The 20,689-nt window shown below is 40.9% G+C and carries 18 protein-coding genes and 2 rRNA genes; 16 read left to right on the forward strand and 4 right to left on the reverse strand.

Translation table 11 applies throughout. From position 1 onward, the window contains the following. Nucleotides 1-226: 226 nt before the first annotated feature. The 10 genes from FGD67_RS12320 (at nucleotide 227) to FGD67_RS12365 (ending at nucleotide 12,947) form a co-directional block, all read left to right on the forward strand. Nucleotides 227-3,125: ribosomal RNA gene (locus tag FGD67_RS12320) — 23S ribosomal RNA — on the forward strand. Between the two features lie 309 nt (nucleotides 3,126-3,434). Further along, a 5S ribosomal RNA gene (gene rrf, locus FGD67_RS12325) occupies nucleotides 3,435-3,549 on the forward strand. 704 nt (nucleotides 3,550-4,253) lie between these two features. Then, nucleotides 4,254-4,745, forward strand: coding sequence for a MarR family transcriptional regulator (locus tag FGD67_RS12330; RefSeq protein ID WP_257171454.1), 492 nt, complete (start codon nucleotides 4,254-4,256; stop codon nucleotides 4,743-4,745). Then, on the forward strand, nucleotides 4,735-5,799 hold the full coding sequence (locus FGD67_RS12335) for an HlyD family secretion protein (protein WP_257171455.1): 1,065 nt from the start codon (nucleotides 4,735-4,737) through the stop codon (nucleotides 5,797-5,799). The genes FGD67_RS12330 and FGD67_RS12335 overlap by 11 nt, the downstream gene beginning before the upstream one ends. An 11-nt stretch (nucleotides 5,800-5,810) precedes the next feature. Continuing rightward, nucleotides 5,811-6,860: a DUF2955 domain-containing protein gene (locus FGD67_RS12340; RefSeq protein ID WP_257171456.1), complete on the forward strand. Its 1,050-nt coding sequence runs from the start codon at nucleotides 5,811-5,813 to the stop codon at nucleotides 6,858-6,860. A gap of 146 nt (nucleotides 6,861-7,006) precedes the next feature. Continuing rightward, nucleotides 7,007-7,621 carry a transcriptional repressor LexA gene (gene lexA, locus FGD67_RS12345; RefSeq protein ID WP_257171457.1) on the forward strand — a complete coding sequence of 205 codons (615 nt, stop codon included), beginning with the start codon at nucleotides 7,007-7,009 and terminating at the stop codon, nucleotides 7,619-7,621. 701 nt (nucleotides 7,622-8,322) lie between these two features. Then, entirely contained in the window at nucleotides 8,323-9,819 is a 1,497-nt protein-coding gene (gene coxB, locus FGD67_RS12350) for a cytochrome c oxidase subunit II (RefSeq protein WP_257175109.1), read from the forward strand. 12 nt (nucleotides 9,820-9,831) lie between these two features. Then, nucleotides 9,832-11,436, forward strand: coding sequence for a cytochrome c oxidase subunit I (gene ctaD / locus FGD67_RS12355; protein WP_373567767.1), 1,605 nt, complete (start codon nucleotides 9,832-9,834; stop codon nucleotides 11,434-11,436). Nucleotides 11,437-11,447: 11 nt separating this feature from the next. Next, nucleotides 11,448-12,032 carry a cytochrome c oxidase assembly protein gene (locus FGD67_RS12360; RefSeq protein ID WP_257171458.1) on the forward strand — a complete coding sequence of 195 codons (585 nt, stop codon included), beginning with the start codon at nucleotides 11,448-11,450 and terminating at the stop codon, nucleotides 12,030-12,032. 30 nt (nucleotides 12,033-12,062) lie between these two features. After that, entirely contained in the window at nucleotides 12,063-12,947 is an 885-nt protein-coding gene (locus FGD67_RS12365) for a cytochrome c oxidase subunit 3 (protein ID WP_257171459.1), read from the forward strand. Nucleotides 12,948-13,019: 72 nt separating this feature from the next. On the opposite strand, the gene FGD67_RS12370 is transcribed toward FGD67_RS12365, so the two are convergent. After that, nucleotides 13,020-13,229 carry a DUF2909 domain-containing protein gene (locus FGD67_RS12370; RefSeq protein WP_257171460.1) on the reverse strand — a complete coding sequence of 70 codons (210 nt, stop codon included), beginning with the start codon at nucleotides 13,227-13,229 and terminating at the stop codon, nucleotides 13,020-13,022. A 51-nt stretch (nucleotides 13,230-13,280) separates the two neighbouring features. Between FGD67_RS12370 and FGD67_RS12375 the strand changes: the two genes are divergently transcribed. The 5 genes from FGD67_RS12375 to FGD67_RS12395 all read left to right on the forward strand — a co-directional run bounded on the left by FGD67_RS12375 (nucleotide 13,281) and on the right by FGD67_RS12395 (nucleotide 17,228). Continuing rightward, the gene (locus FGD67_RS12375) at nucleotides 13,281-14,027 is read left to right on the forward strand and encodes an SURF1 family protein (protein ID WP_257171461.1); all 747 of its coding nucleotides are present in this window, start codon (nucleotides 13,281-13,283) and stop codon (nucleotides 14,025-14,027) included. Between the two features lie 61 nt (nucleotides 14,028-14,088). Beyond that, nucleotides 14,089-14,649: a hypothetical protein gene (locus FGD67_RS12380; protein WP_257171462.1), complete on the forward strand. Its 561-nt coding sequence runs from the start codon at nucleotides 14,089-14,091 to the stop codon at nucleotides 14,647-14,649. Nucleotides 14,650-14,673: 24 nt separating this feature from the next. Next, nucleotides 14,674-15,657, forward strand: coding sequence for a heme A synthase (locus FGD67_RS12385; protein ID WP_373567883.1), 984 nt, complete (start codon nucleotides 14,674-14,676; stop codon nucleotides 15,655-15,657). 9 nt (nucleotides 15,658-15,666) lie between these two features. Beyond that, nucleotides 15,667-16,584: a heme o synthase gene (gene cyoE, locus FGD67_RS12390; RefSeq protein ID WP_257171464.1), complete on the forward strand. Its 918-nt coding sequence runs from the start codon at nucleotides 15,667-15,669 to the stop codon at nucleotides 16,582-16,584. Beyond that, entirely contained in the window at nucleotides 16,584-17,228 is a 645-nt protein-coding gene (locus FGD67_RS12395; protein ID WP_257171465.1) for an SCO family protein, read from the forward strand. The genes cyoE and FGD67_RS12395 overlap by 1 nt, the downstream gene beginning before the upstream one ends. A 69-nt stretch (nucleotides 17,229-17,297) precedes the next feature. Here the strand turns inward: FGD67_RS12395 and FGD67_RS12400 are convergent, their stop codons facing one another. After that, entirely contained in the window at nucleotides 17,298-18,347 is a 1,050-nt protein-coding gene (locus FGD67_RS12400) for a polysaccharide deacetylase family protein (RefSeq protein WP_257171466.1), read from the reverse strand. Nucleotides 18,348-18,449: 102 nt separating this feature from the next. On the opposite strand from FGD67_RS12400, the gene FGD67_RS12405 reads away from it, so the two are divergent. Continuing rightward, nucleotides 18,450-19,781, forward strand: a complete 1,332-nt coding sequence (locus FGD67_RS12405) for an MATE family efflux transporter (protein ID WP_257171467.1) — start codon at nucleotides 18,450-18,452, stop codon at nucleotides 19,779-19,781. On the opposite strand, the gene FGD67_RS12410 is transcribed toward FGD67_RS12405, so the two are convergent. Both FGD67_RS12410 and nfuA read right to left on the reverse strand, forming a co-directional pair. Then, entirely contained in the window at nucleotides 19,778-20,014 is a 237-nt protein-coding gene (locus FGD67_RS12410; protein WP_257171468.1) for a hypothetical protein, read from the reverse strand. The genes FGD67_RS12405 and FGD67_RS12410 overlap by 4 nt on opposite strands. A 19-nt stretch (nucleotides 20,015-20,033) precedes the next feature. Further along, entirely contained in the window at nucleotides 20,034-20,615 is a 582-nt protein-coding gene (gene nfuA / locus FGD67_RS12415) for a Fe-S biogenesis protein NfuA (RefSeq protein ID WP_257171469.1), read from the reverse strand. Nucleotides 20,616-20,689: the final 74 nt, after the last annotated feature.

Below are 20,689 nucleotides of genomic sequence, written 5' to 3' on the forward strand. Positions count from 1 at the left end.
ATGGGAATATCGCCTGTTAATGATGGTGATTACGGGTCCTCCTCGGAAACGTAATCAACCCGGTAGTTTGTTTCGTTTAGTTTACTAAATGTAATGAATTACCACTCTTATTCAAGACACACTTTGTGTGCGTGAAAATGTCAGACTTTACAATTGAGCGGGTTTTGTCACCTGCTTGTACTTTGTTTTTTTATTCTTTATTAGAAGAGACTACTTAGGGTTGTATGGTTAAGTGACTAAGCGTATGTGGTGGATGCCTTGGCAGTTAGAGGCGATGAAGGACGTGTTAATCTGCGAAAAGCTTTGGTGAGGTGATAAAAACCGTTATAGCCAAAGATATCCGAATGGGGAAACCCACCCGTCGTAAGGCGGGTATCATTAAGTGAATACATAGCTTAATGAGGCGAACCGGGAGAACTGAAACATCTAAGTACCCCGAGGAAAAGAAATCAACCGAGATTTCCTTAGTAGCGGCGAGCGAACGGGAATTAGCCCTTAAGTGGTTTGTAAGTTAGTGGAATCTACTGGAAAGTAGAACGATACAGGGTGATAGTCCCGTACACGAAAATAAACTTATCATGAAATCGAGTAGGTCGGCACACGTGAAACGTTGACTGAACATGGGGGGACCATCCTCCAAGGCTAAATACTCCTAACTGACCGATAGTGAACCAGTACCGTGAGGGAAAGGCGAAAAAGAACCCCTGTGAGGGGAGTGAAATAGAACCTGAAACCGCATACGTACAAGCAGTGAGAGCCGGATTTAGTCCGGTGATTGCGTACCTTTTGTATAATGGGTCAGCGACTTATATTCTGTAGCAAGGTTAACCGAATAGGGGAGCCGTAGCGAAAGCGAGTGTTAACTGCGCGTTTAGTTGCAGGGTATAGACCCGAAACCCGGCGATCTACCCATGGGCAGGTTGAAGGTTGAGTAACATCAACTGGAGGACCGAACACACGTATGTTGAAAAATGCGGTGATGACTTGTGGGTCGGAGTGAAAGGCTAATCAAGCCGGGAGATAGCTGGTTCTCCCCGAAATCTATTTAGGTAGAGCCTCGCACGAACACCATTGGGGGTAGAGCACTGTTAAGGCTAGGGGGGTCATCCCGACTTACCAACCCTTTGCAAACTCCGAATACCAATGAGTGATATGCGGGAGACACACTACGGGTGCTAACGTCCGTTGTGAAGAGGGAAACAACCCAGACCGCCAGCTAAGGTCCCAAAGTACTAGTTAAGTGGGAAACGATGTGGAAAGGCATAGACAGCTAGGAGGTTGGCTTAGAAGCAGCCATCCTTTAAAGAAAGCGTAATAGCTCACTAGTCGAGTCGGTCTGCGCGGAAGATGTAACGGGGCTAAACTAGTCACCGAAGCTGCGGATTTGTTCTTAGGAACAAGTGGTAGGGGAGCGTTCTGTAAGCCGTTGAAGGTGAGTTGTAAAAGCTTGCTGGAGGTATCAGAAGTGCGAATGCTGACATGAGTAACGATAAGGGGAGTGAAAAACTCCCCCGCCGAAAGACCAAGGTTTCCTGTCCCATGTTAATCAGGGCAGGGTAAGTCGGCCCCTAAGGCGAGGCGGAAACGCGTAGTCGATGGGAAACAGATTAATATTTCTGTACTTCTATATATTGCGAAGGAGGGACGGAGTAGGCTAGGTGAGCACGGCGTTGGTAGTCCGTGTGAAAGTATGTAGGCGGTTATCTTAGGTAAATCCGGGATTTCATTTAAACGCTGAGATACGAGACGAGTCTCCAAGGAGATGAAGTCATTGATGCCATGCTTCCAGGAAAAGCTTCTAAGCTTCAGATATATAGGAACCGTACCCCAAACCGACACAGGTGGTTAGGTAGAGAATACTAAGGCGCTTGAGAGAACTCGGGTGAAGGAACTAGGCAAAATAGTACCGTAACTTCGGGAGAAGGTACGCTCTCTAATGTGAATGACTTGCTCAGTAAGCAATGGAGAGTCGAAGTAACCAGGTGGCTGGAACTGTTTATTAAAAACACAGCACTGTGCAAAATCGAAAGATGACGTATACGGTGTGACGCCTGCCCGGTGCCGGAAGGTTAATTGATTGGGTTAGTCCTCGGACGAAGCTCATGATCGAAGCCCCGGTAAACGGCGGCCGTAACTATAACGGTCCTAAGGTAGCGAAATTCCTTGTCGGGTAAGTTCCGACCTGCACGAATGGCGTAATCATGGCCACACTGTCTCCACCCGAGACTCAGTGAAATTGAAATTGCGGTTAAGATGCCGTATACCCGCGGCTAGACGGAAAGACCCCGTGAACCTTTACTATAGCTTGACAGTGAACATTGCTCCTACATGTGTAGGATAGGTGGGAGGCTTTGAAACCATGTCGCTAGATGTGGTGGAGCCAACCTTGAAATACCACCCTTGTATGCGTGATGTTCTAACCTAGGGCCCTTATCGGGCTTGGGGACACTGTCTGGTGGGTAGTTTGACTGGGGCGGTCTCCTCCTAAAGAGTAACGGAGGAGCACGAAGGTTGGCTAAGTACGGTCGGACATCGTACGGTTAGTGCAATGGCATAAGCCAGCTTAACTGCGAGACAGACACGTCGAGCAGGTACGAAAGTAGGTCATAGTGATCCGGTGGTTCTGTATGGAAGGGCCATCGCTCAACGGATAAAAGGTACTCCGGGGATAACAGGCTGATACCGCCCAAGAGTTCATATCGACGGCGGTGTTTGGCACCTCGATGTCGGCTCATCACATCCTGGGGCTGAAGTCGGTCCCAAGGGTATGGCTGTTCGCCATTTAAAGTGGTACGCGAGCTGGGTTTAGAACGTCGTGAGACAGTTCGGTCCCTATCTGCCGTGGGCGTTTGAGAATTGAAGAGGGCTGCTCCTAGTACGAGAGGACCGGAGTGGACGAACCGCTGGTGTTCGGGTTGTTATGCCAATAGCATTGCCCGGTAGCTACGTTCGGAACTGATAACCGCTGAAAGCATCTAAGCGGGAAGCAGGCTTTGAGATGAGTTCTCACTGGAGCTTTAAGCTCCCTAAAGGGTCGTTGGAGACTACAACGTTGATAGGTTGGGTGTGGAAGTGCTGCGAGGCATTGAGCTAACCAATACTAATTACCCGTGAGGCTTAACCATACAACACCCAAGTGGTTTTGTTGTATGAAGTTTGACACAGTGTAGGAATACACACATCACGCATGACAATAGTGTGAATAAGAGATAGATAAGCTAACAGTTAAAAGCTGTCAGCTATCAGTAAAACGAGTATTTTTAACTCTTAACAGAGTTCAGCTTTCTAAGATTATTACTTGTTAATCATTTACGAAGGTAAGTGACGAATTGACAAAGCAGCAAATGAGCGAGAAACGAAGTTGAGTTTACTCAATGAGTATCAGAGCGATTGTAGCAATGGCGTCAATTTGGTAATTAACAAGAAAATTTTTGTCTAGCGACAATAGCGACATGGCCCCACCTGATCCCATTCCGAACTCAGAAGTGAAACGTGTTAGCGCCGATGGTAGTGTGGGAGTTCCCATGTGAGAGTAGGACATTGCTAGGCTTCTATTAAGAGAAACCCGTAGCTAATGCTACGGGTTTTTTGCTTTCTGACATTTAAATCTTTTTGCTATCTAGCGTTTAAATAAAAAATTGCAACAATAGCACCGTGGCCCCCTTGAACCCTCGACAACTACTCCTGCGTTGTTCTAGTGACCTACATCCTTGTAGGAAATTCGCTATATAAAGAGACGCAGAAGTGCTCGTTCTTGTGCATCCATGCACTCACGGCATTAGTAATTCCCTTCACGTCAAATATACTAGCGTCGAATGAGAGCGTGTGGGTGTTCTTCTCTTTATGTGAGGTCGTTGCTGCATATTCATATGCCCACGACATTAATATATCCTATACGTCAGTAGGACACCGCTCCTCACATCCATGTGCTTAGGGCATTAGTGCATCCATGCACGTCATTGGTAGGCTTTTTACTTTCTGGCGTTTAAAAAGTTACGCACTATGTTGAAACACCAATGATAATAATAGTGTGACTAACCTGAGTGACAGCTGCCTCTCGTCAGTTGGTGTTGCTAATTCATTTATTATATTAATTCTAAAGAAATAACACCGTAATAAAATACACTTTATAAGACATCAGCAGAGACAATGCTAAGGACTAGAAATTTATATTTTAAAGTGATTACTCTATATTTACTTAGCAAGCTAACTAATGATAAACTAGTTAGCTTGCTAAGTAAGTAGAGACTACTATGATAAAACAGCCGCCTTTTTATGAAACACTCGATTTAACTTTATGTGGCAATATGGGTCGTGTGCATAGGTTATGTCGAGAAGTTGTCACTATTGCTGTTGAACCGTTAGGGTTAACACAGTGTCGTTGGAGAACATTAGTACATATAAATGTGCTCAAAGAAGGGACAACACAACTTGAATTAGCGCATAGTTTAGCTATTGAGATGCCCTCGCTGACACGGACACTTAAACAACTTGAAGAGTCGTTATTGATTGTGCGTAAAGTCGATCAGAAAGATAAACGCAGTAAAAGAATATATTTTACTGCGCAAGGCAGGAATGTACTGATCACCTTGCAAGAGAAAATAGCCAATATAAAAGATCAGCTTTATAACGGTTTGAACCATGAGCAACTTGATATGATGGCCTATGGTTTAGTTAAAATTGAAGAAAACGCAAAAACTTATATTAAACAATCTACTAATCACGGAAATATTCATGACACCTGATCAAAAATTTGCTCGTTATGTAAAATGTTCATTAGTCGGATTTATTTTAATCTTCATCTATTATGTTATTGCGGATATTTGGTTTCCGGTTACACCACAAGCGCGGGTTTATCATTCCGTTGTGCAAATAGCACCTCAAATTGGTGGCAGAGTAACTAATGTAGTTGTGAGTAATAATCAAGCAGTAGAAGCAGATGATTTATTATTTGAAATCGATAATAGCAGTTATTTACTTGTGTATGAACAAGCTAAACTTGCCTATGATGATGCTAAATTACTCAATCAGCGTCTTGATACTAATATTAAAGTGCTTGAGGCACAAATTAGTGCTGCTAAAGCAAAACAACATGAACAAAAGCTATTAAAGAATAGAGGTGAAAAATTATATAAACAAAACTCTATTTCTGAACAAAACCTTGAAAGCATTAGGGCAAACTTTGAAGCAAGTGAGTCAAGTGTAACGGCTTTTGAGGCGCAGCTATCTGCAGCTATTTTAGATCGAGGAGATTCAGGTGATAATAATTTAGCGTTGCATCATGCCGCTAATCAATTAGCGAAAGCTGAGCTTAATTTGTCATACACAAAAGTGCGAGCACTCAGTGGTGGTGTCGTTGCTAACTTACAATTACTTGACGGTGCTTATGCCTCTACTGGCACGCCTCTATTGGCAATAGTGGCTAATAAAGCTGATTTAGTTGCTGATTTTCGTGAAAAATCACTACTAAATATGAGAATAGGAAGTTTAGCAAAAGTTGTATTCGATAGCCGTCCAGGTGAAGTATATGATGCTAAAATTGTTAGCTTTGAAGCGGGTGTGAGTGATGGGCAATTAAGCGCGAATGGCTTACTGAGTACTACCGAGACAAGTAATCGTTGGGTACGAGATGCTCAGCGTCAACGCATTCATTTGCAGTTATCAACGAATGAGACATTACTTGCTAATATGCCGAGTGGCGCAAGAGCAACGGTACAATTGTTGCCAGATTCATGGTTTGGTCAGTGGTTAGGCTCAATGCAAATACGTTTTATTAGTTGGTTACACTACATTTATTAGTAGAGCATTATATGAATAAAGTCATTAGCCAACCGACACAGCTTGATGCCAATGGATTACGCCAAGCCTTGCGTATTGCTGGGGGTTGTACCGTTGGGTTCGCACTAAGTAAATTAATGAACTGGCCGAATGGGATATTTTTTACTGTTTATCCTATGTTGATATTGGGGTTGGTGCCGATTATTAATACATCAGTCATAAGGCAGTTTATTGCCAGTGCTGCATTTAGTGCATGTATAGTGTTAGTGATGCAGGGGGCGTTTTCGCACTTACCTGTTTTAATGACAATGCTTGTTTTTATTACCTTTTGTTTTTTGTTTTATCAAATGAGTACTTCAGGTGCTTTTTTGTTTGGTGCTTTAGGCGCTGTGAGCTTATCAATTCAATTACATTTTGCTAGTTATATTGTTGATAATGCAAGTATATACCCATTAATATTAAGTAATGCTGTTGCGATCATAATGACGATAATTATTGCAATATTGATGCATGGTCTGTTTCCTGATGTAACAGCTCGAGCTGCTCGATTGATGCCTGAAAAAGCTAAAGAAAGCATACGTCATGAAGTGCTTTTATGTGCGAGTGTTGCGACACTGTCTTTTGTGTTTTTTCAAACACTAGATTTACAAGATTCAATTTCTGCTCAGGCCGCATCTATTTTAATCTTATTTTCTTTATGTTGGAAAGCTGCCGGGATAGCAAGTTGGCAACGCATAATAGGTACACTTATCGGTTGTAGCGCCGCCTTAGTTGCACAGTTATTGTTATACACGCATAGTGACTTTTTGTTATTTCCTGTTGTTATACTCTGGATTTTGTCGTTGATATTTAGTCGATTTCATATTCTAGGTGGTGGGGCGCCAGGAGTTGGTTTTGGGGTTTTAACCACTTTTGGTATTTTATTTGGTCAATCTTTAGGACCAGGACAAGATCTAATCTTCAGCGCACTCTATCGCTTTAGTTCGGTTTGTTTAGCTGTAATAGCAAGTTTAAGCGCGGTGTATATTATTCATCGTATTCTGAATCGTTTTAGCGTTACACGCCATCACACTTATGACTAGCCGATGTAGCTCTTCGAGTGAGTGTTACATTCATGATTATAGTGCTGATTATAATAACTCCTTGCGTTTACTTACAGCCTGTATACAATAACAGTAATACTGTTTAAAAATACAGGTTTGCTGATAAGCTAGCCTAAGGATTAACTATGCGCCCTTTAACACCTAGACAACAGCAGATTTTTGATCTCATTAGAGACAAAATTTCTGATACCGGTATGCCACCAACACGTGCCGAAATTGCTAATTTTTTTGGTTTTAAATCGGCAAATGCAGCAGAAGAACATTTAAAAGCATTAGCTAAGAAAGGTTATATTGAAATGTTACCAGGCACATCGCGTGGCATTCGTTTAGCTGAAGAGTTTATCATTGAAGACGGTTTGCCATTAATTGGCCGAGTGGCAGCTGGAGAGCCTATTTTAGCTCAAGAGCATGTGGAGCAACATTACAAAATTGACGGTAGTTTATTTCATCCTGCTGCTGATTATTTATTACGTGTTCATGGCGAAAGTATGAAGAATATCGGTATTATGGATGGCGATTTACTTGCGGTTCATCAAACTAATGACGTAAAAAATGGCCAGGTTATTGTTGCTCGTGTTGAAGACGATGTTACGGTGAAACGTTTTAAGCGTGAAGGTAATGTGGTTTATTTACATGCTGAAAATGAAGATTTCGCGCCAATTAAAGTTGATTTAACTTCGCAGAATTTCAATGTTGAAGGTGTTGCGGTTGGCGTTATCCGCGCAGCTGATTGGATGTGATAACTTTCAGACACTTTTACTGTTGTATCATCGAATGATGTTGTGGATTTAATCAATTACCTTGTTTAGATCTGCAGTCATTTATATATCTCCCTCCCCTATTTACACTTTAGGTCTACACACGCGATATAAAAGTAATTTATTCGTTGTTAGTTCAAGCTATTTACCTTTCAAATTTGGGCTTTTCTTACTTCTACTCGTTATTATGTATCTAAGGTTTATTTATGTAGAGTAATTTTCTTTGTCATCAATTTATACTGACAGTTGACTTTTTTTTGTACAGTCACTTTCAGTGCTGATTATTTATTATTCTGCATGATATTTGCGTGCTGAATGAAAAATGAACATTGAAGCTATGCCAGTATAAATGCAGTTTTCACCTTGTTTTAGGGTTATTACTCTATTGTATTTATTAGTTTTTATTTTTCTTTCTTATGAAATTATAAATTGACCCAGATCAAGTTTTGAGTAATTCTAGTCTAGAAAACGTACAAAAATAACAAGAGGACGTAATTGATTGTTGTTTGAAAATTCGTCACTTAAATAATAATAAATGTATGCGCGAGATAACCATATTCATTGTTTTTAATGATTATATTGTGTTATTTAGCCTCAAAGGGTGAAGGAGATGTCGAGTGAAAAGACGTAACCTAGGTTTACTGTTGCTAGGGAGTTTATTGTCTAGTTCAGTTTGGGCAGATATGTCACTGAACTTGACCAAAGGTGTTACAGAAGTTAGTCGAGACGTATATGATTTGCATATGTTGGTACTCTATATCTGTACTGCCATTGGTGTTGTAGTATTTGGCGCTATGTTTTGGTCTATGGTGTTTCACCGTAAATCAAAAGGGGCGAAGCCAGCTACCTTCCATGAAAGCACAAAAGTTGAAATTCTATGGACGGCTATCCCAGTCGTTATTCTTATTGCCATGGCAGTTCCTGCCACAATTACGCTCATTGATATGGAAAATAATGATGATGCTGACATTACTGTGCAAGTTACTGGCTCGCAGTGGAAGTGGCACTATAAGTACTTTGATCAAGATATTGAGTTTTACTCAGTACTGTCTACTCCACGTGAGCAATACGAAAACCAAGATGGTACCTCGGCCGAAAAAGGTGAACACTACCTGCTAGAAGTTGATCGTCCTTTAGTTATTCCAATCAATAAAAAAGTTCGTTTTGTTATTACTTCGGATGATGTTATCCATGCTTGGTGGGTACCTGCATTCGCGGTAAAACAAGATGCGAACCCTGGTTTTATTAACGAAGCTTGGACTAAGGTTGATAAACCGGGTACCTATCGTGGCCAATGTGCTGAGCTTTGTGGTAAAGATCATGGCTTTATGCCGATTGTTGTTGAAGTGAAAACTGAAGCCGACTATGCCATTTGGCTTGATGAGCAAAAGCAACTACAAGCTAACGCTGCAGCAGCTGAAGCGGCATCATTAAATGCGTCTGTTCCTATGGACGAGCTAATGCAGCTAGGTGAAACAACATATATCGCCTATTGTGCGGCATGTCATCAAGTGAGTGGACAAGGTTTACCACCGGCATTCCCAGCACTTAAAGGTAGTGCAATTGCCACTACTGGCCCAGCAAGCGAACATATCAACGTTGTCTTTAATGGTCGAGCAGGCACGGGTATGCAAGGTTATGGCAAACAATTAAGCTTAAAAGAAATTGCTGCAGTTGTAACTTACGAGCGTAATGCTTGGGGTAATAATACCGGTGATGCGGTGCAAGCCGCGGATGTAAAAGCTGCTTCCGGCGCTGCTGTTGCAAATGTCACTGATACAGTTACGCAAGTGGCTGTTGATGCTAAAGAGCAAGTTGTTGCTAAAGTAGCTGAAGAGATCCCTGCTGAAGATTTATCTAAGGTCTATAGCCAAGATGAATTAATGACTATGGGTGAAAAAGTTTATATGACTGCTTGTGTGGCTTGTCATCAAGCGAATGGTGCAGGGATGGCGCCGGTATTTCCTGCTCTTAAAGGTAGTGCAATTGCCACTGGTAATATAGCAGTGCATATGGATATGGTGCTTAATGGCAGCAAGAAAAATCCAGCGATGGCAGCGTTTGCTAGCCAATTAACTAAAACGCAAATTGCTGCAGTTATCACTTTTGAGCGAAATGCTTGGGGTAACAACACCGGTGATTTAGTCCAGCCAGCAGATGTTGCTGCCAGTGCGAAGTAGGGAGGCGTTATAATGACTACAGATGTAATTAATGATCAATCCGAGCATGACTCACATGACGGTGATCACCACGATCATAAAATGACTGGCCTGAAACGCTGGTTATATACCACTAACCATAAAGACATCGGCTCGATGTATTTATGGTTCTCATTTATCATGTTTTTGACTGGCGGTGTTATGGCGCTAGTTATCCGAGCTGAGTTATTTCAGCCGGGACTTCAGATAGTTGAGCCTGACTTTTTTAACCAAATGACCACAGTGCATGGTTTGATCATGGTGTTTGGCGCGATAATGCCAGCCTTTACGGGTTTGGCTAACTGGATGCTACCTATGATGGTAGGTGCACCTGATATGGCATTACCACGGTTGAATAACTGGAGCTTTTGGATCCTGCCCTTTGCTTTTGCGATATTATTATCAACTTTCTTTTTAGATAGCGGTGCGCCAAATTTTGGTTGGACCTTCTACGCACCTCTATCAACAACTTACAGTAATGGTAGTACCGCATTTTTTGTTTTTGCAGTGCATATCATGGGTATATCGTCGATTATGGGGGCTATTAATATTGTCGTCACCATCATGAATATGCGCGCGCCGGGTATGACTTACATGAAAATGCCATTGTTTGTTTGGACATTTTTTATTACAGCTTATTTGTTAATCGCGGTGATGCCGGTGCTCGCAGGTACTGTTACTATGGTGTTAACCGATACTTACTTTGGTACAAGCTTCTTTGATGCCGCCGGTGGTGGCGACCCAGTAATGTTTCAACATATTTTCTGGTTCTTCGGTCATCCTGAGGTGTACATCATGATCTTGCCGGCTTTTGGTATTGTTTCTACTACCATTCCCGCATTTTCACGTAAAAAGCTCTTTGGTTATAGCTCAATGGTCTACGCGACAGCATCAATTGCATTTTTGTCGTTCATTGTTTGGGCGCATCACATGTTTACCACAGGGATGCCGTTATTTGGTGAGCTGTTCTTCATGTATTGCACCATGTTAATTGCCGTACCTACTGGCGTGAAAGTGTTTAACTGGGCGGCAACGATGTGGCGTGGCTCGATTAGTTTTGAAACCCCGATGTTGTTCTCTATTGCCTTCGTAATTTTGTTCACTATTGGTGGCTTTTCTGGCTTGATGCTAGCGATGACCCCCGTGGATTTTCAATATCATGATACTTACTTCGTTGTGGCTCATTTTCACTATGTATTAGTGACAGGGGCGTTATTTTCCATTTTTGCAGGTGCTTATTACTGGTTACCAAAATGGACTGGCCACATGTACAACGACACCTTAAGTAAGTGGCATTTTTGGTGTTCTTTAGTGTCGGTAAACTTATTATTCTTTCCGATGCACTTTTTAGGCTTAGCGGGTATGCCTCGTCGTATTCCCGATTATGCTTTGCAATTTGCAGACTTTAATAAGTGGGTCAGTATTGGTGGTTTCGCCTTTGGACTTTCGCAATTAATCTTCTTGGTGTTAGTGATCAAGTGTATTAGAGGTGGCGAAAAAGCACCAGCGAAACCTTGGGATGGCGCTGAAGGTTTGGAATGGACAGTGCCTAGCCCTGCGCCATACCATACCTTTACTACACCACCAAAAATCGATTAACTGGGGGCAGAATGATTAACAGCGAATCGCAAAATAAGTTGTCAAAGCAAGCGCAAGTAGACGCTAAAGACGCATCAGTGAAAAAAACAGTTAAAAAGCTGATGTTGATTGTGTTTGCTATGTTTGGTTTTGGTTTTGCGATGGTGCCGTTATATGACGTATTTTGTGATATCACCGGATTAAACGGTAAAACGTCTAACGTGGCTGCAAGTTATAAAGCCGCAAGCATAGATACCGAACGTACGATTACTGTACAGTTTTTGACCCGAACCGCCAAGGGCATTCCTTGGCGATTTGAGCCAATGATTAATGAAGTAAAAGTACATCCTGGTGAGAGAAAAATCGTTAAGTTTTATGCCAAAAATGAGTCTGTAAGCGATATTGTCGGCCAAGCAGTGCCGTCAGTATCACCGGGAAGGGCGGCAATTTACTTTCAAAAGATAGAATGCTTTTGTTTTAATAATCAGCCGTTAAAAGCCAGCGAAGACGTTGAAATGGGATTACAGTTTTATATCGATTTAGACTTACCTGACGACGTTAGTACTATCACGCTTTCTTACACCTTATACGATATTACAAGCTCAGTTGATTCTTAAGTGCTTGGCACTTAAATGAGGGGAACAACAATGACAACAAAAGAATACGAAAGTTATTACGTACCAGCGCAAAGCAAATGGCCAATTATAGGCGCGATAGCGTTATTTTTAATTGCTGTCGGTGCCGGTAATTATGTTTCAAATCTTAATAATCCTGAAAGTAGCGGTGGCGGTTGGATTTTACTCGCCGGTATCGCACTGATTATTTATATGGTATTTGGCTGGTTTAACAATGTTATTACAGAGTCAATGTCAGGAAAATATAGCCATCAAATGGACAATTCATTTCGACAAGGGATGAGTTGGTTCATTTTTTCAGAAGTGATGTTTTTTGCCGCTTTTTTTGGTGCTTTGCTTTACGCTCGTACCTTTTCAGTCCCTTGGCTTGGTGGTGCGGGTAATAATGCGGCAACCGCGGCCATTTTATGGCCAGAGTTTACCGCAACTTGGCCACTAGTTAAGACCCCTGACGGAACAGAAACAACGGCGATGGGTTGGTATGGTTTACCATTAATTAACACGATTTTACTGTTGACTTCCTCGATCACTGCCCACTTTGCTCATGTGTCATTAGAGCAAGAAAAACGCGGCTTATTAAAATTTTGGTTAGGCTTAACTGTGTTGTTAGGTGGTATATTCTTATATTGCCAAGGTTTAGAGTACGCGCACGGTTATGCCGAAGAAATGAGACTGTACTTAAATAGCGGTATCTACGGCAATACCTTTTATCTGCTAACCGGCTTTCATGGTATGCATGTCACCTTAGGCACTATTATGCTGTTAGTGATGCTAATTCGCGTGTTTAAAGGTCACTTTACGCCGAAAAATCACTTCGCCTTTCAAGCAGCAAGTTGGTATTGGCACTTTGTGGATGTGGTTTGGGTATTACTGTTTGTTTTTGTTTATATCATTTAACCCGTTATAACGATGAAGTGCTTAGCTGCTTACCGAGTTGAGCACTTTTTTGTTATGTCATTTTATGAATAGTTAATATGGGCGTGGGTTAGGTGTAATAAGCCCAGTGAAAATACCCACTAACAGTAATAATATGATCACGACGGATGTTACTACCCGTCGGCCGATGAACTTAGTCATAGGTGGCTTCTCAGGATCGTTTTTATTCATGGCGAATAATGCTTTAAATAGGTTATAAACCATAAGCATTAATAAGCCGATAATCATAATTTTAATTAACACAGCATTCTCTCTTTTATAGTTTGTTTTTTGTTCTTGAACATGCGGTAGTCTATGAATTTTGTATCACCTCAGCACAAGTTAAAACAACTAAACTGGCCAATGGTTTTATTTACCATGCTAGTATTTTCGTTATTAATCAAGCTTGGATTTTGGCAAAGTGAGCGAGCACTTGAAAAAGAGCAACGTCAACTACGCATCAGTGAATTAAGCCAACAACAAGCTTTATCGTTAACGCAAGTGTTAGCACTTAACGGTTTGCAAGATGGTATTAATGACTTGCCGATTAAACTTGATGGGGTATTTATTGAAGATAAAGTTTTTTTACTTGATAACCAACCTGATCATGGCCGCTTGGGTTATCGTGTCTATCAAGTCATCACAAGTCAAGGTTATGCCGTTTTAGTTAACTTAGGTTGGGTACAAGGCTCAATAGACCGTAATGTTTTGCCAACAATAACAGCAATTACAGGCCAACATGTTATAACTGGCCATGTTCGAGAAGTTGAAGTAGGTATTCAATTGCAAGCACAAAATTTAGTTAATCCGACATGGCCATTAAGAGTACAACAAATTGAATTAGATAAATTTTCACCCTTAATTGGTAAGAAACTATTGCCCTTTGTGGTTTACTTAGATAAAAAAGAGACTATTGGTTATAAAAAGAACTGGCAAGCCATCGTAATGCCACCAGAAAAGCATCGGGCTTATGCTTTTCAGTGGTTTAGTTTGGCGTTAGCGTGGATAAGCTTAATGATCTGGGCTGCGATAAAAATGAGTAAAAGTCAGAGTACTATTTAAAAATAATCAAAGTATAAGAAAAGTACCGAAATCGAATAATAAGAATAAAAGGCTGAGTTGTATGAATTCTTCAGAAGTAAATAAATCACGCCGTAGTATGTTGATCCTTTTGGCTGTGTTTGTTATTCCCGTGGTATTGGCTAAATTAGCTTTAAATCAACAGTGGTTTAATTATGGGGTGACTAATCAAGGACAATTACTCGAAAATGAATTAACCCTCGCCAAGCTTGGGCTCAATCTTACAGATTTTGATCATCACTGGTTGTTGCTATACACCTTACCTGCAAGTTGCGATCAACAATGTGAAAAAACGCTGGTGAGTGTTAATAATACTTATATCGCGTTAGGAAAAGAAATGCCACGTGTTATGCCTGTGGCACTAACGCAACAGAATTTAACTGATGAACAGGCAAGTAAAATTCAACTGAAAAAATGGCATGTTCAAGCTATGCCTGCTTTGGCAAAAAGTACGATTACGCAATCGCAAGTACTGATTGTTGATCCCTTAGGCAATGTCATCCTTAGTCACTTACCTCCTAAAAATGTTGAACAATTACCCCAGTTTGGTAAAGCAATCTTGGCTGACTTTAAGAAATTACTTAAATATTCAAGGATTGGCTAAATGAGAACACAAAGCTCCTCAGATATTAGAAAACTGGTTTTTGTTAGCATTTTATTAGCCATTGTTGTGGTGAGTTTAGGTGCATATACACGACTAACTCATGCTGGTTTGGGCTGCCCAGATTGGCCCGGTTGTTATGGTTTATTAAAGGTTCCCGCTACGACTGAGCAAATTGTTGCTGCTGAACAAGCGTTTCCAGAACGTCCAGTTGAGGTACATAAAGCATGGAATGAAATGATCCATCGTTATTTTGCTGGCTCATTAGGGCTACTGATCTTGATCATAGCTTTGATGTCTTTAAAGCGACGAGCACAAGGTGGGCCTGTTGGTTTACCTATTCTAATTTTGCTGGTGGTGATATTCCAAGCGGCGCTGGGTATGTGGACGGTTACTATGAAACTAATGCCTGTAGTGGTGATGGGGCATTTATTAGGCGGTTTTACGACTTTATGCTTATTGTTTTTATTATATCTACGTTTGCATGGTTATCGAGTGCCCGGTGGAGATTTTGCCCTAAAAAAATATGCAAAATTTGGACTTATTGGTATTTTTATTTTAGTCGGGCAAATTGGTTTAGGCGGTTGGACTGCGGCGAATTACGCGGCATTAACATGTACTGAGTTGCCTATATGCCAAGCTGGCTGGGCAGAACAAGTAAACTTTGAACATGCCTTTGATTTAATACCACCAGAAAAAGACAGTTATGAGTTTGGCCATCTCGATCATGCTTCACGCCTAACTATTCATGTCATGCATCGCTTTGGCGCTATCGTCACCACACTATATTTGTTGTGGCTAGTTATTCGTGTTTATCGCAAAGCACAATCGCCATTTTTCAGAAATGCCGCGCTGAGTTTAGGCTTTATTCTCAGCGTGCAAGTTGGCTTAGGGATCAGTAATGTCTGGTTTTCGTTACCCTTGAGTGTAGCTGTAAGCCACAACGTTGTGGCAGCTATGTTAATGATGTCATTAATTACCATGACATACAGTTTAAAACGTAAAATTTAGGGGCATATTATGGGGCAAACTAACACAATAGCAGCAAGTCATAGCGCACCTAGTACAGCAACTTGGCGTGATTATTATGAAATAACTAAACCTCGCGTTGTAGCATTACTCGTACTCACTGCTTTAGTGGGTATGTGTCTATCAGTACCAGGGGTTATTCCTTGGCAAGTATTAGTGCCATCAATGATAGGTATAGGCTTTTTGTCTTCGGCAGCTGCTGCGATAAATCATATTGTGGATGAACGCATTGACAGTGTGATGGGGCGAACACATAACAGACCTTTGCCTAATGGTAGACTTACTGCACGCAGTGCCTCAATGTTTGCTATAGCGCTAGCGGTAACAGGCTTTGTAATTCTATATAGCTTTGTTAACCCACTAACCGCTTGGTTAACTTTTTCAGGCTTAGTCGGTTATAGCTTTGTTTATACTATGTATTTAAAGCGTGCTACGCCGCAGAATATTACCATTGGTGGTTTAGCTGGCGCGATTCCACCATTATTGGGTTGGACGGCAATGACTAATGAAATTCATGCTAATGCCTTGTTATTAGTGCTAATAATATTTACTTGGACTCCGCCACACTTTTGGGCTTTGGCGATTCATCGTAAAGATGATTATGCGAAAGTAAATATCCCCATGCTACCGGTAACTCACGGGGTTAATTTTACTAAAACGCAAATATTACTGTATACGGTTTTGTTATTTGTCGTTGGTTTGCTGCCTTACTTAGTCGGCATGAGTAATTGGTTGTATTTAATTGGTACCGTGGTGTTAAACTCAGTGTTTTTTGCTTATGCTTGGAAATTAAAATTTAATGCTGATGAGAGTACTGCGATGGATACCTTTAAGTTTTCTATTGTGCATTTAATGGCGTTATTTATTATTCTGCTACTTGATCATTACTTATTACCGGTGACCGGCTAATGAATAAAATTGTTACCTTAATTGTCGCTGTTGGTGCGCTAGTGGCGGGTGTTATGTTATTTGGCCAACTTAATAAAAAGGCCAATGTTGAATTCGCTTTGCATTATCAACAAGCGCGTGACGTTAAGCCTTTCGAATTAACTGACCATCTTGGTAACACCTTTAACAATGCCTCGTTAAAAGAACATTGGAGTTGGATGTTCTTCGGCTACACATCATGTCCGGACGTATGCCCAACCACCTTGCAAGAAATGAATTTTATTTATGATGAGCTAAAAGCCATCGCAAATAATAGTCAAGTATTGCTAGTTTCTGTTGATCCTAAACGTGATACGCAAGAAAAGCTTGCTAGTTATATTGGTTATTTTAATCCTGAATTCAAAGCTTTGCATGGCGATCACGGTACACTATTTCCATTCGCTCGTAATTTAGGTTTAATGTATGCCATTACTGAGTCGAATGGTGATGATCACGGACAAACAGTAAGCAACTATCTCGTTGATCACAGTGCGTCTTTGGTGTTGATTAACCCGGCGGGTAAGGTCGAAGCTATTTTCAAACCTAAACAGGCTCTGGGCGAAGTCCCCGTGATTGAAGGCGATAAACTGGTCAGTGACTTTGCTAAAATAGTTGCTTTGTATTGAGCTAGTGAAAGGCTGAATCCGAATGGATAGCTGTCATACTAGAGCGCAAAGGCTTTCTCACTTATAGCATTATAGTGGGTACCATTGACGGTTTTCTTTTAGAATAAACCAAGGTTTAGAAAACCAATAGTAACGTCCAGGCTCGCTAATACTCGGTGCTGTACAATTGCAGCGCACACGTCCTGTGGGTAAAGGCGCACTATAATTGATGGTAAACATTTCCTCACCTTGCCATTGAATTTTTTGACGGCCCAAACCTGAAATATAGCAATGTAACTGTTCTGGGTTGAAGTCATCTACTTCGATAGTAAAGCTAACAGATGTAGACTCTCCCTGTTGAAAAATAGTTTGTTGATTTTCACCGGCAAGATGAATATTAAAAGCTAAAGCGTTAAGTTTATCGCGTAAGCTTGATAATTGATCATAAGGTTGAGATGCAGGAAAACGTGGGATACTGGTGATATCTGTTGCTAATCCGACTGCGCCTGATTGCTGTGAAAAAGCGACAAAGTCATTACTTTTTATCCACTGCTGGATCTCAGGACTATATTCACCATATGGGTAAGCAAAATAGCGCCAACTTTGTCCGGTTTTTTCAGCAATTAACTGTTCTGCGTTTAATAGCGATTCGGTATTTTGGGCTAGCCAGGCTTGCTGACTGACACCTTCAGGAACCCGTGTTAGTGAATCGTGAGTCATACCATGGTTAGCGATAATTACGCCATCGTCAGCCATGGCTTTTAGTTGCTGCCATGATAAATAGTGACTTGAATTACGCTCAACAATACTGGGGTTGATAAAAATGGTGAATGGAAATTCGTGTTTATCTAAAATCGGTTTACCATGAGTTAGAATATCTAAATAAGCATCATCAAAGGTGATCACCACTGACTTATCTGGTAGTGGCTTTTGCTGCTTAATTGAAGTCATTAACGTCGATAATGCAATGACTTTAAAGTTATTGTCCTCAAGGTATTGCATATGCAGTGAAAATTGCTCAGGAGAAATACTGGTACTCGCAGGCGTAGTAGCGCTGACATGATGATATTGTAAAATGACAGTGGCAAAACTGGTCATGTGAAGACAATAGCACAGTGCTGCCAACAAGCGGTATTTCATGGTAATCTTCCTAAAATGTTTATAAGGTTTTTAAGCTCCTGCTTAAAATAGCTTTTTTTACACTATTTATACAGTCCATTTGCCAACAAAGGTCGGCTTTTTTTGAAATTCAATGATATAGAGCGTCATAAGCAGCTATTTATTCTTGCCCTGCCAATGATTTTATCAAATATTACCGCGCCATTATTAGGCTTAGTCGACACTGCGGTTATCGGCCATCTGGAATATTCTTATTATTTAGGCGGCAGCACAGTCGGCGCTATGCTCATCACCGCCATTACTTGGTTGTGTGGTTTTTTACGCATGTCGACCACAGGGTTATCAGCACAAGCCTTAGGCAAAAATGATAACGAATTAAACAGTTTAATTTTATTACGCGGTATTATTGTTGCTTTTGCCATTGGTTTGACGGTTATTGCGCTGCAAGTATTTTATTTAGACTTTGCCTTATCTTTAGCTGGTGGTTCGCAGCAAGTACAGTTTTATGCGCGTGAGTATAGTGCAATTCGCATTTGGGGCTTACCGGCTGCGTTAGCGAACTTAGTTATTTTAGGATGGTTACTGGGTAATCATAAAGCAAAAATTGTGCTGTGGTTAATTGTTGCTACTAATTTGATTAACTTGTTATTGGACTTATTGTTTGTTATCGGTTTTGACTGGCAGGTTAAAGGTGTAGCTACGGCAACATTAATCGCAGAATATAGTGGTTTATTGATCGGCTTAGGGTTAGTTTTTACTCATTTTAAGCAGAAAATTGTTGGCTTGTTTACCTCAAGTAAACACTTGATTGAGCTGATTTTTGAAAAGTCAGCTTTGTTAAGTTACTTCAAACTTAATCGAGATATTTTAATTCGCACCTTATGTTTAGAGATATGTTTTATCTTTATGACTTTTCAAGGTGCGCGCTTAGGTGATGATGTCGTTGCTGCTAATGCCATCTTAATGAATTTCTTACTGCTGATATCTTTTGGTCTAGATGGTATTGCTAATGCAGCTGAAGTCATGGTTGGCAAGGCTAAAGGTCAAGGGAAGCAGAAAAATATTTTTGCTAGTGTTAATATCGCACTTTTTTGGACCGGCATCTTTGCGATCATTTATAGTTTACTGTTTTATCTTGGTGGGCAATATTTCATTTCAACCATATCGAGTATTCCTGAAGTTGTTGAATATGCGCAGCAACATATGTTTTGGATCATTGCGTTGCCACTGCTCGCCTGTTGGTGTTATTTATATGATGGTGTTTATGTTGGTTTGATGCAAGCAGCAGTAATGAGAAATAGTATGCTTATTGCGACATTTGGCTGCTTCTTTCCTGTCTGGTGGCTGTTAAAAGACTATGGTAACCATGGTTTATGGGCGGCATTTTCGGTGTTTATGTTGGCGCGTGGAGTAACGTTAGCGTGGCATTATCAGCGGAACAGGCTCTCGTTTTAATCTTTTGTACGATTAACGATATGATATAAGCGATTGGCAAACATACCAATGTAACCGTAAATGGCAAGTAGACAGCCACAAGCTAAAATAATTAAGCCGATTATTTGCCAGATATGGCTTTGATATAGCCCGAGCAAGATAAAACAAGCTCCTAAAACAAAAAGACCAAGTCCACAGAGAAAACGCTGCATGCTACGCTGTGGATTTTGGCCTATTTTTTCTAACAATGACATAGTGACACTAAAGCAATAATTAGTAGTATGAATGCTCACCACGTTGGTGTTCAGTCATATCTTTAACACCTTTAATTTCATCACCCATCATGTCAATTAATTGCTTTTCAATACCGTCTTTAACCGTTACATCAATTTGCGCACAACCGTTACAGCCACCACCAAATTGTAATACAGCATAACCGTCTTCGGTGATTTCCATTAAGGTACATTCACCGCCATGGCCGGCGAGTTGCGGATTTACTTCTGCTTTCAAGAAGTAATCTACCCGTTCAAATAATGGTGCATCATCAGCTACTTTACGTAATTTAGCGTTTGGCGCTTTTAAAGTTAACTGTGAACCCATTTGATCGGTAGTAAAATCAATTTCCGCGTCTTCTAAAAATAATTTACTGTCAGCGTCTATGTAGGCAGAAAAATGTTCATACTTTAGTTCAATATCGTCAGCTTCTACAGCATCAGCCGGACAGTAAGATACACCGCATTCTGCGCTTGCTGTTCCAGGATTAACAACAAACACTCGGATACTGGTACCATCAGCTTGCTGAGAAAGTAGTTTTACAAAATGTTCTTGTGCAGTTTCTGAAATGTTAATATTCATACTATTTTACTCTTCACTACTGGGGTTGAATGTTCAATACCCGACTATTTTACTCAAGTATGGACATTTTACTC

The sequence above is a fragment of the Colwellia sp. M166 genome (genome assembly GCF_024585285.1).
Classification (GTDB): domain Bacteria; phylum Pseudomonadota; class Gammaproteobacteria; order Enterobacterales; family Alteromonadaceae; genus Cognaticolwellia.

Bases quoted from the DNA above. Each gene is read 5' to 3' on its own strand.
- FGD67_RS12330 (WP_257171454.1), top strand. From the start codon at position 4,254: ATGATAAAACAGCCGCCTTTTTATGAAACACTCGATTTAACTTTATGT.
- FGD67_RS12335 (WP_257171455.1), top strand. From the start codon at position 4,735: ATGACACCTGATCAAAAATTTGCTCGTTATGTAAAATGTTCATTAGTC.
- FGD67_RS12340 (WP_257171456.1), top strand. From the start codon at position 5,811: ATGAATAAAGTCATTAGCCAACCGACACAGCTTGATGCCAATGGATTA.
- lexA (WP_257171457.1), top strand. From the start codon at position 7,007: ATGCGCCCTTTAACACCTAGACAACAGCAGATTTTTGATCTCATTAGA.
- coxB (WP_257175109.1), top strand. From the start codon at position 8,323: ATGTCACTGAACTTGACCAAAGGTGTTACAGAAGTTAGTCGAGACGTA.
- ctaD (WP_373567767.1), top strand. From the start codon at position 9,832: ATGACTACAGATGTAATTAATGATCAATCCGAGCATGACTCACATGAC.
- FGD67_RS12360 (WP_257171458.1), top strand. From the start codon at position 11,448: ATGATTAACAGCGAATCGCAAAATAAGTTGTCAAAGCAAGCGCAAGTA.
- FGD67_RS12365 (WP_257171459.1), top strand. From the start codon at position 12,063: ATGACAACAAAAGAATACGAAAGTTATTACGTACCAGCGCAAAGCAAA.
- FGD67_RS12375 (WP_257171461.1), top strand. From the start codon at position 13,281: ATGAATTTTGTATCACCTCAGCACAAGTTAAAACAACTAAACTGGCCA.
- FGD67_RS12380 (WP_257171462.1), top strand. From the start codon at position 14,089: ATGAATTCTTCAGAAGTAAATAAATCACGCCGTAGTATGTTGATCCTT.
- cyoE (WP_257171464.1), top strand. From the start codon at position 15,667: ATGGGGCAAACTAACACAATAGCAGCAAGTCATAGCGCACCTAGTACA.
- FGD67_RS12395 (WP_257171465.1), top strand. From the start codon at position 16,584: ATGAATAAAATTGTTACCTTAATTGTCGCTGTTGGTGCGCTAGTGGCG.
- FGD67_RS12400 (WP_257171466.1), bottom strand. From the start codon at position 18,347: ATGAAATACCGCTTGTTGGCAGCACTGTGCTATTGTCTTCACATGACC.
- FGD67_RS12410 (WP_257171468.1), bottom strand. From the start codon at position 20,014: ATGTCATTGTTAGAAAAAATAGGCCAAAATCCACAGCGTAGCATGCAG.
- nfuA (WP_257171469.1), bottom strand. From the start codon at position 20,615: ATGAATATTAACATTTCAGAAACTGCACAAGAACATTTTGTAAAACTA.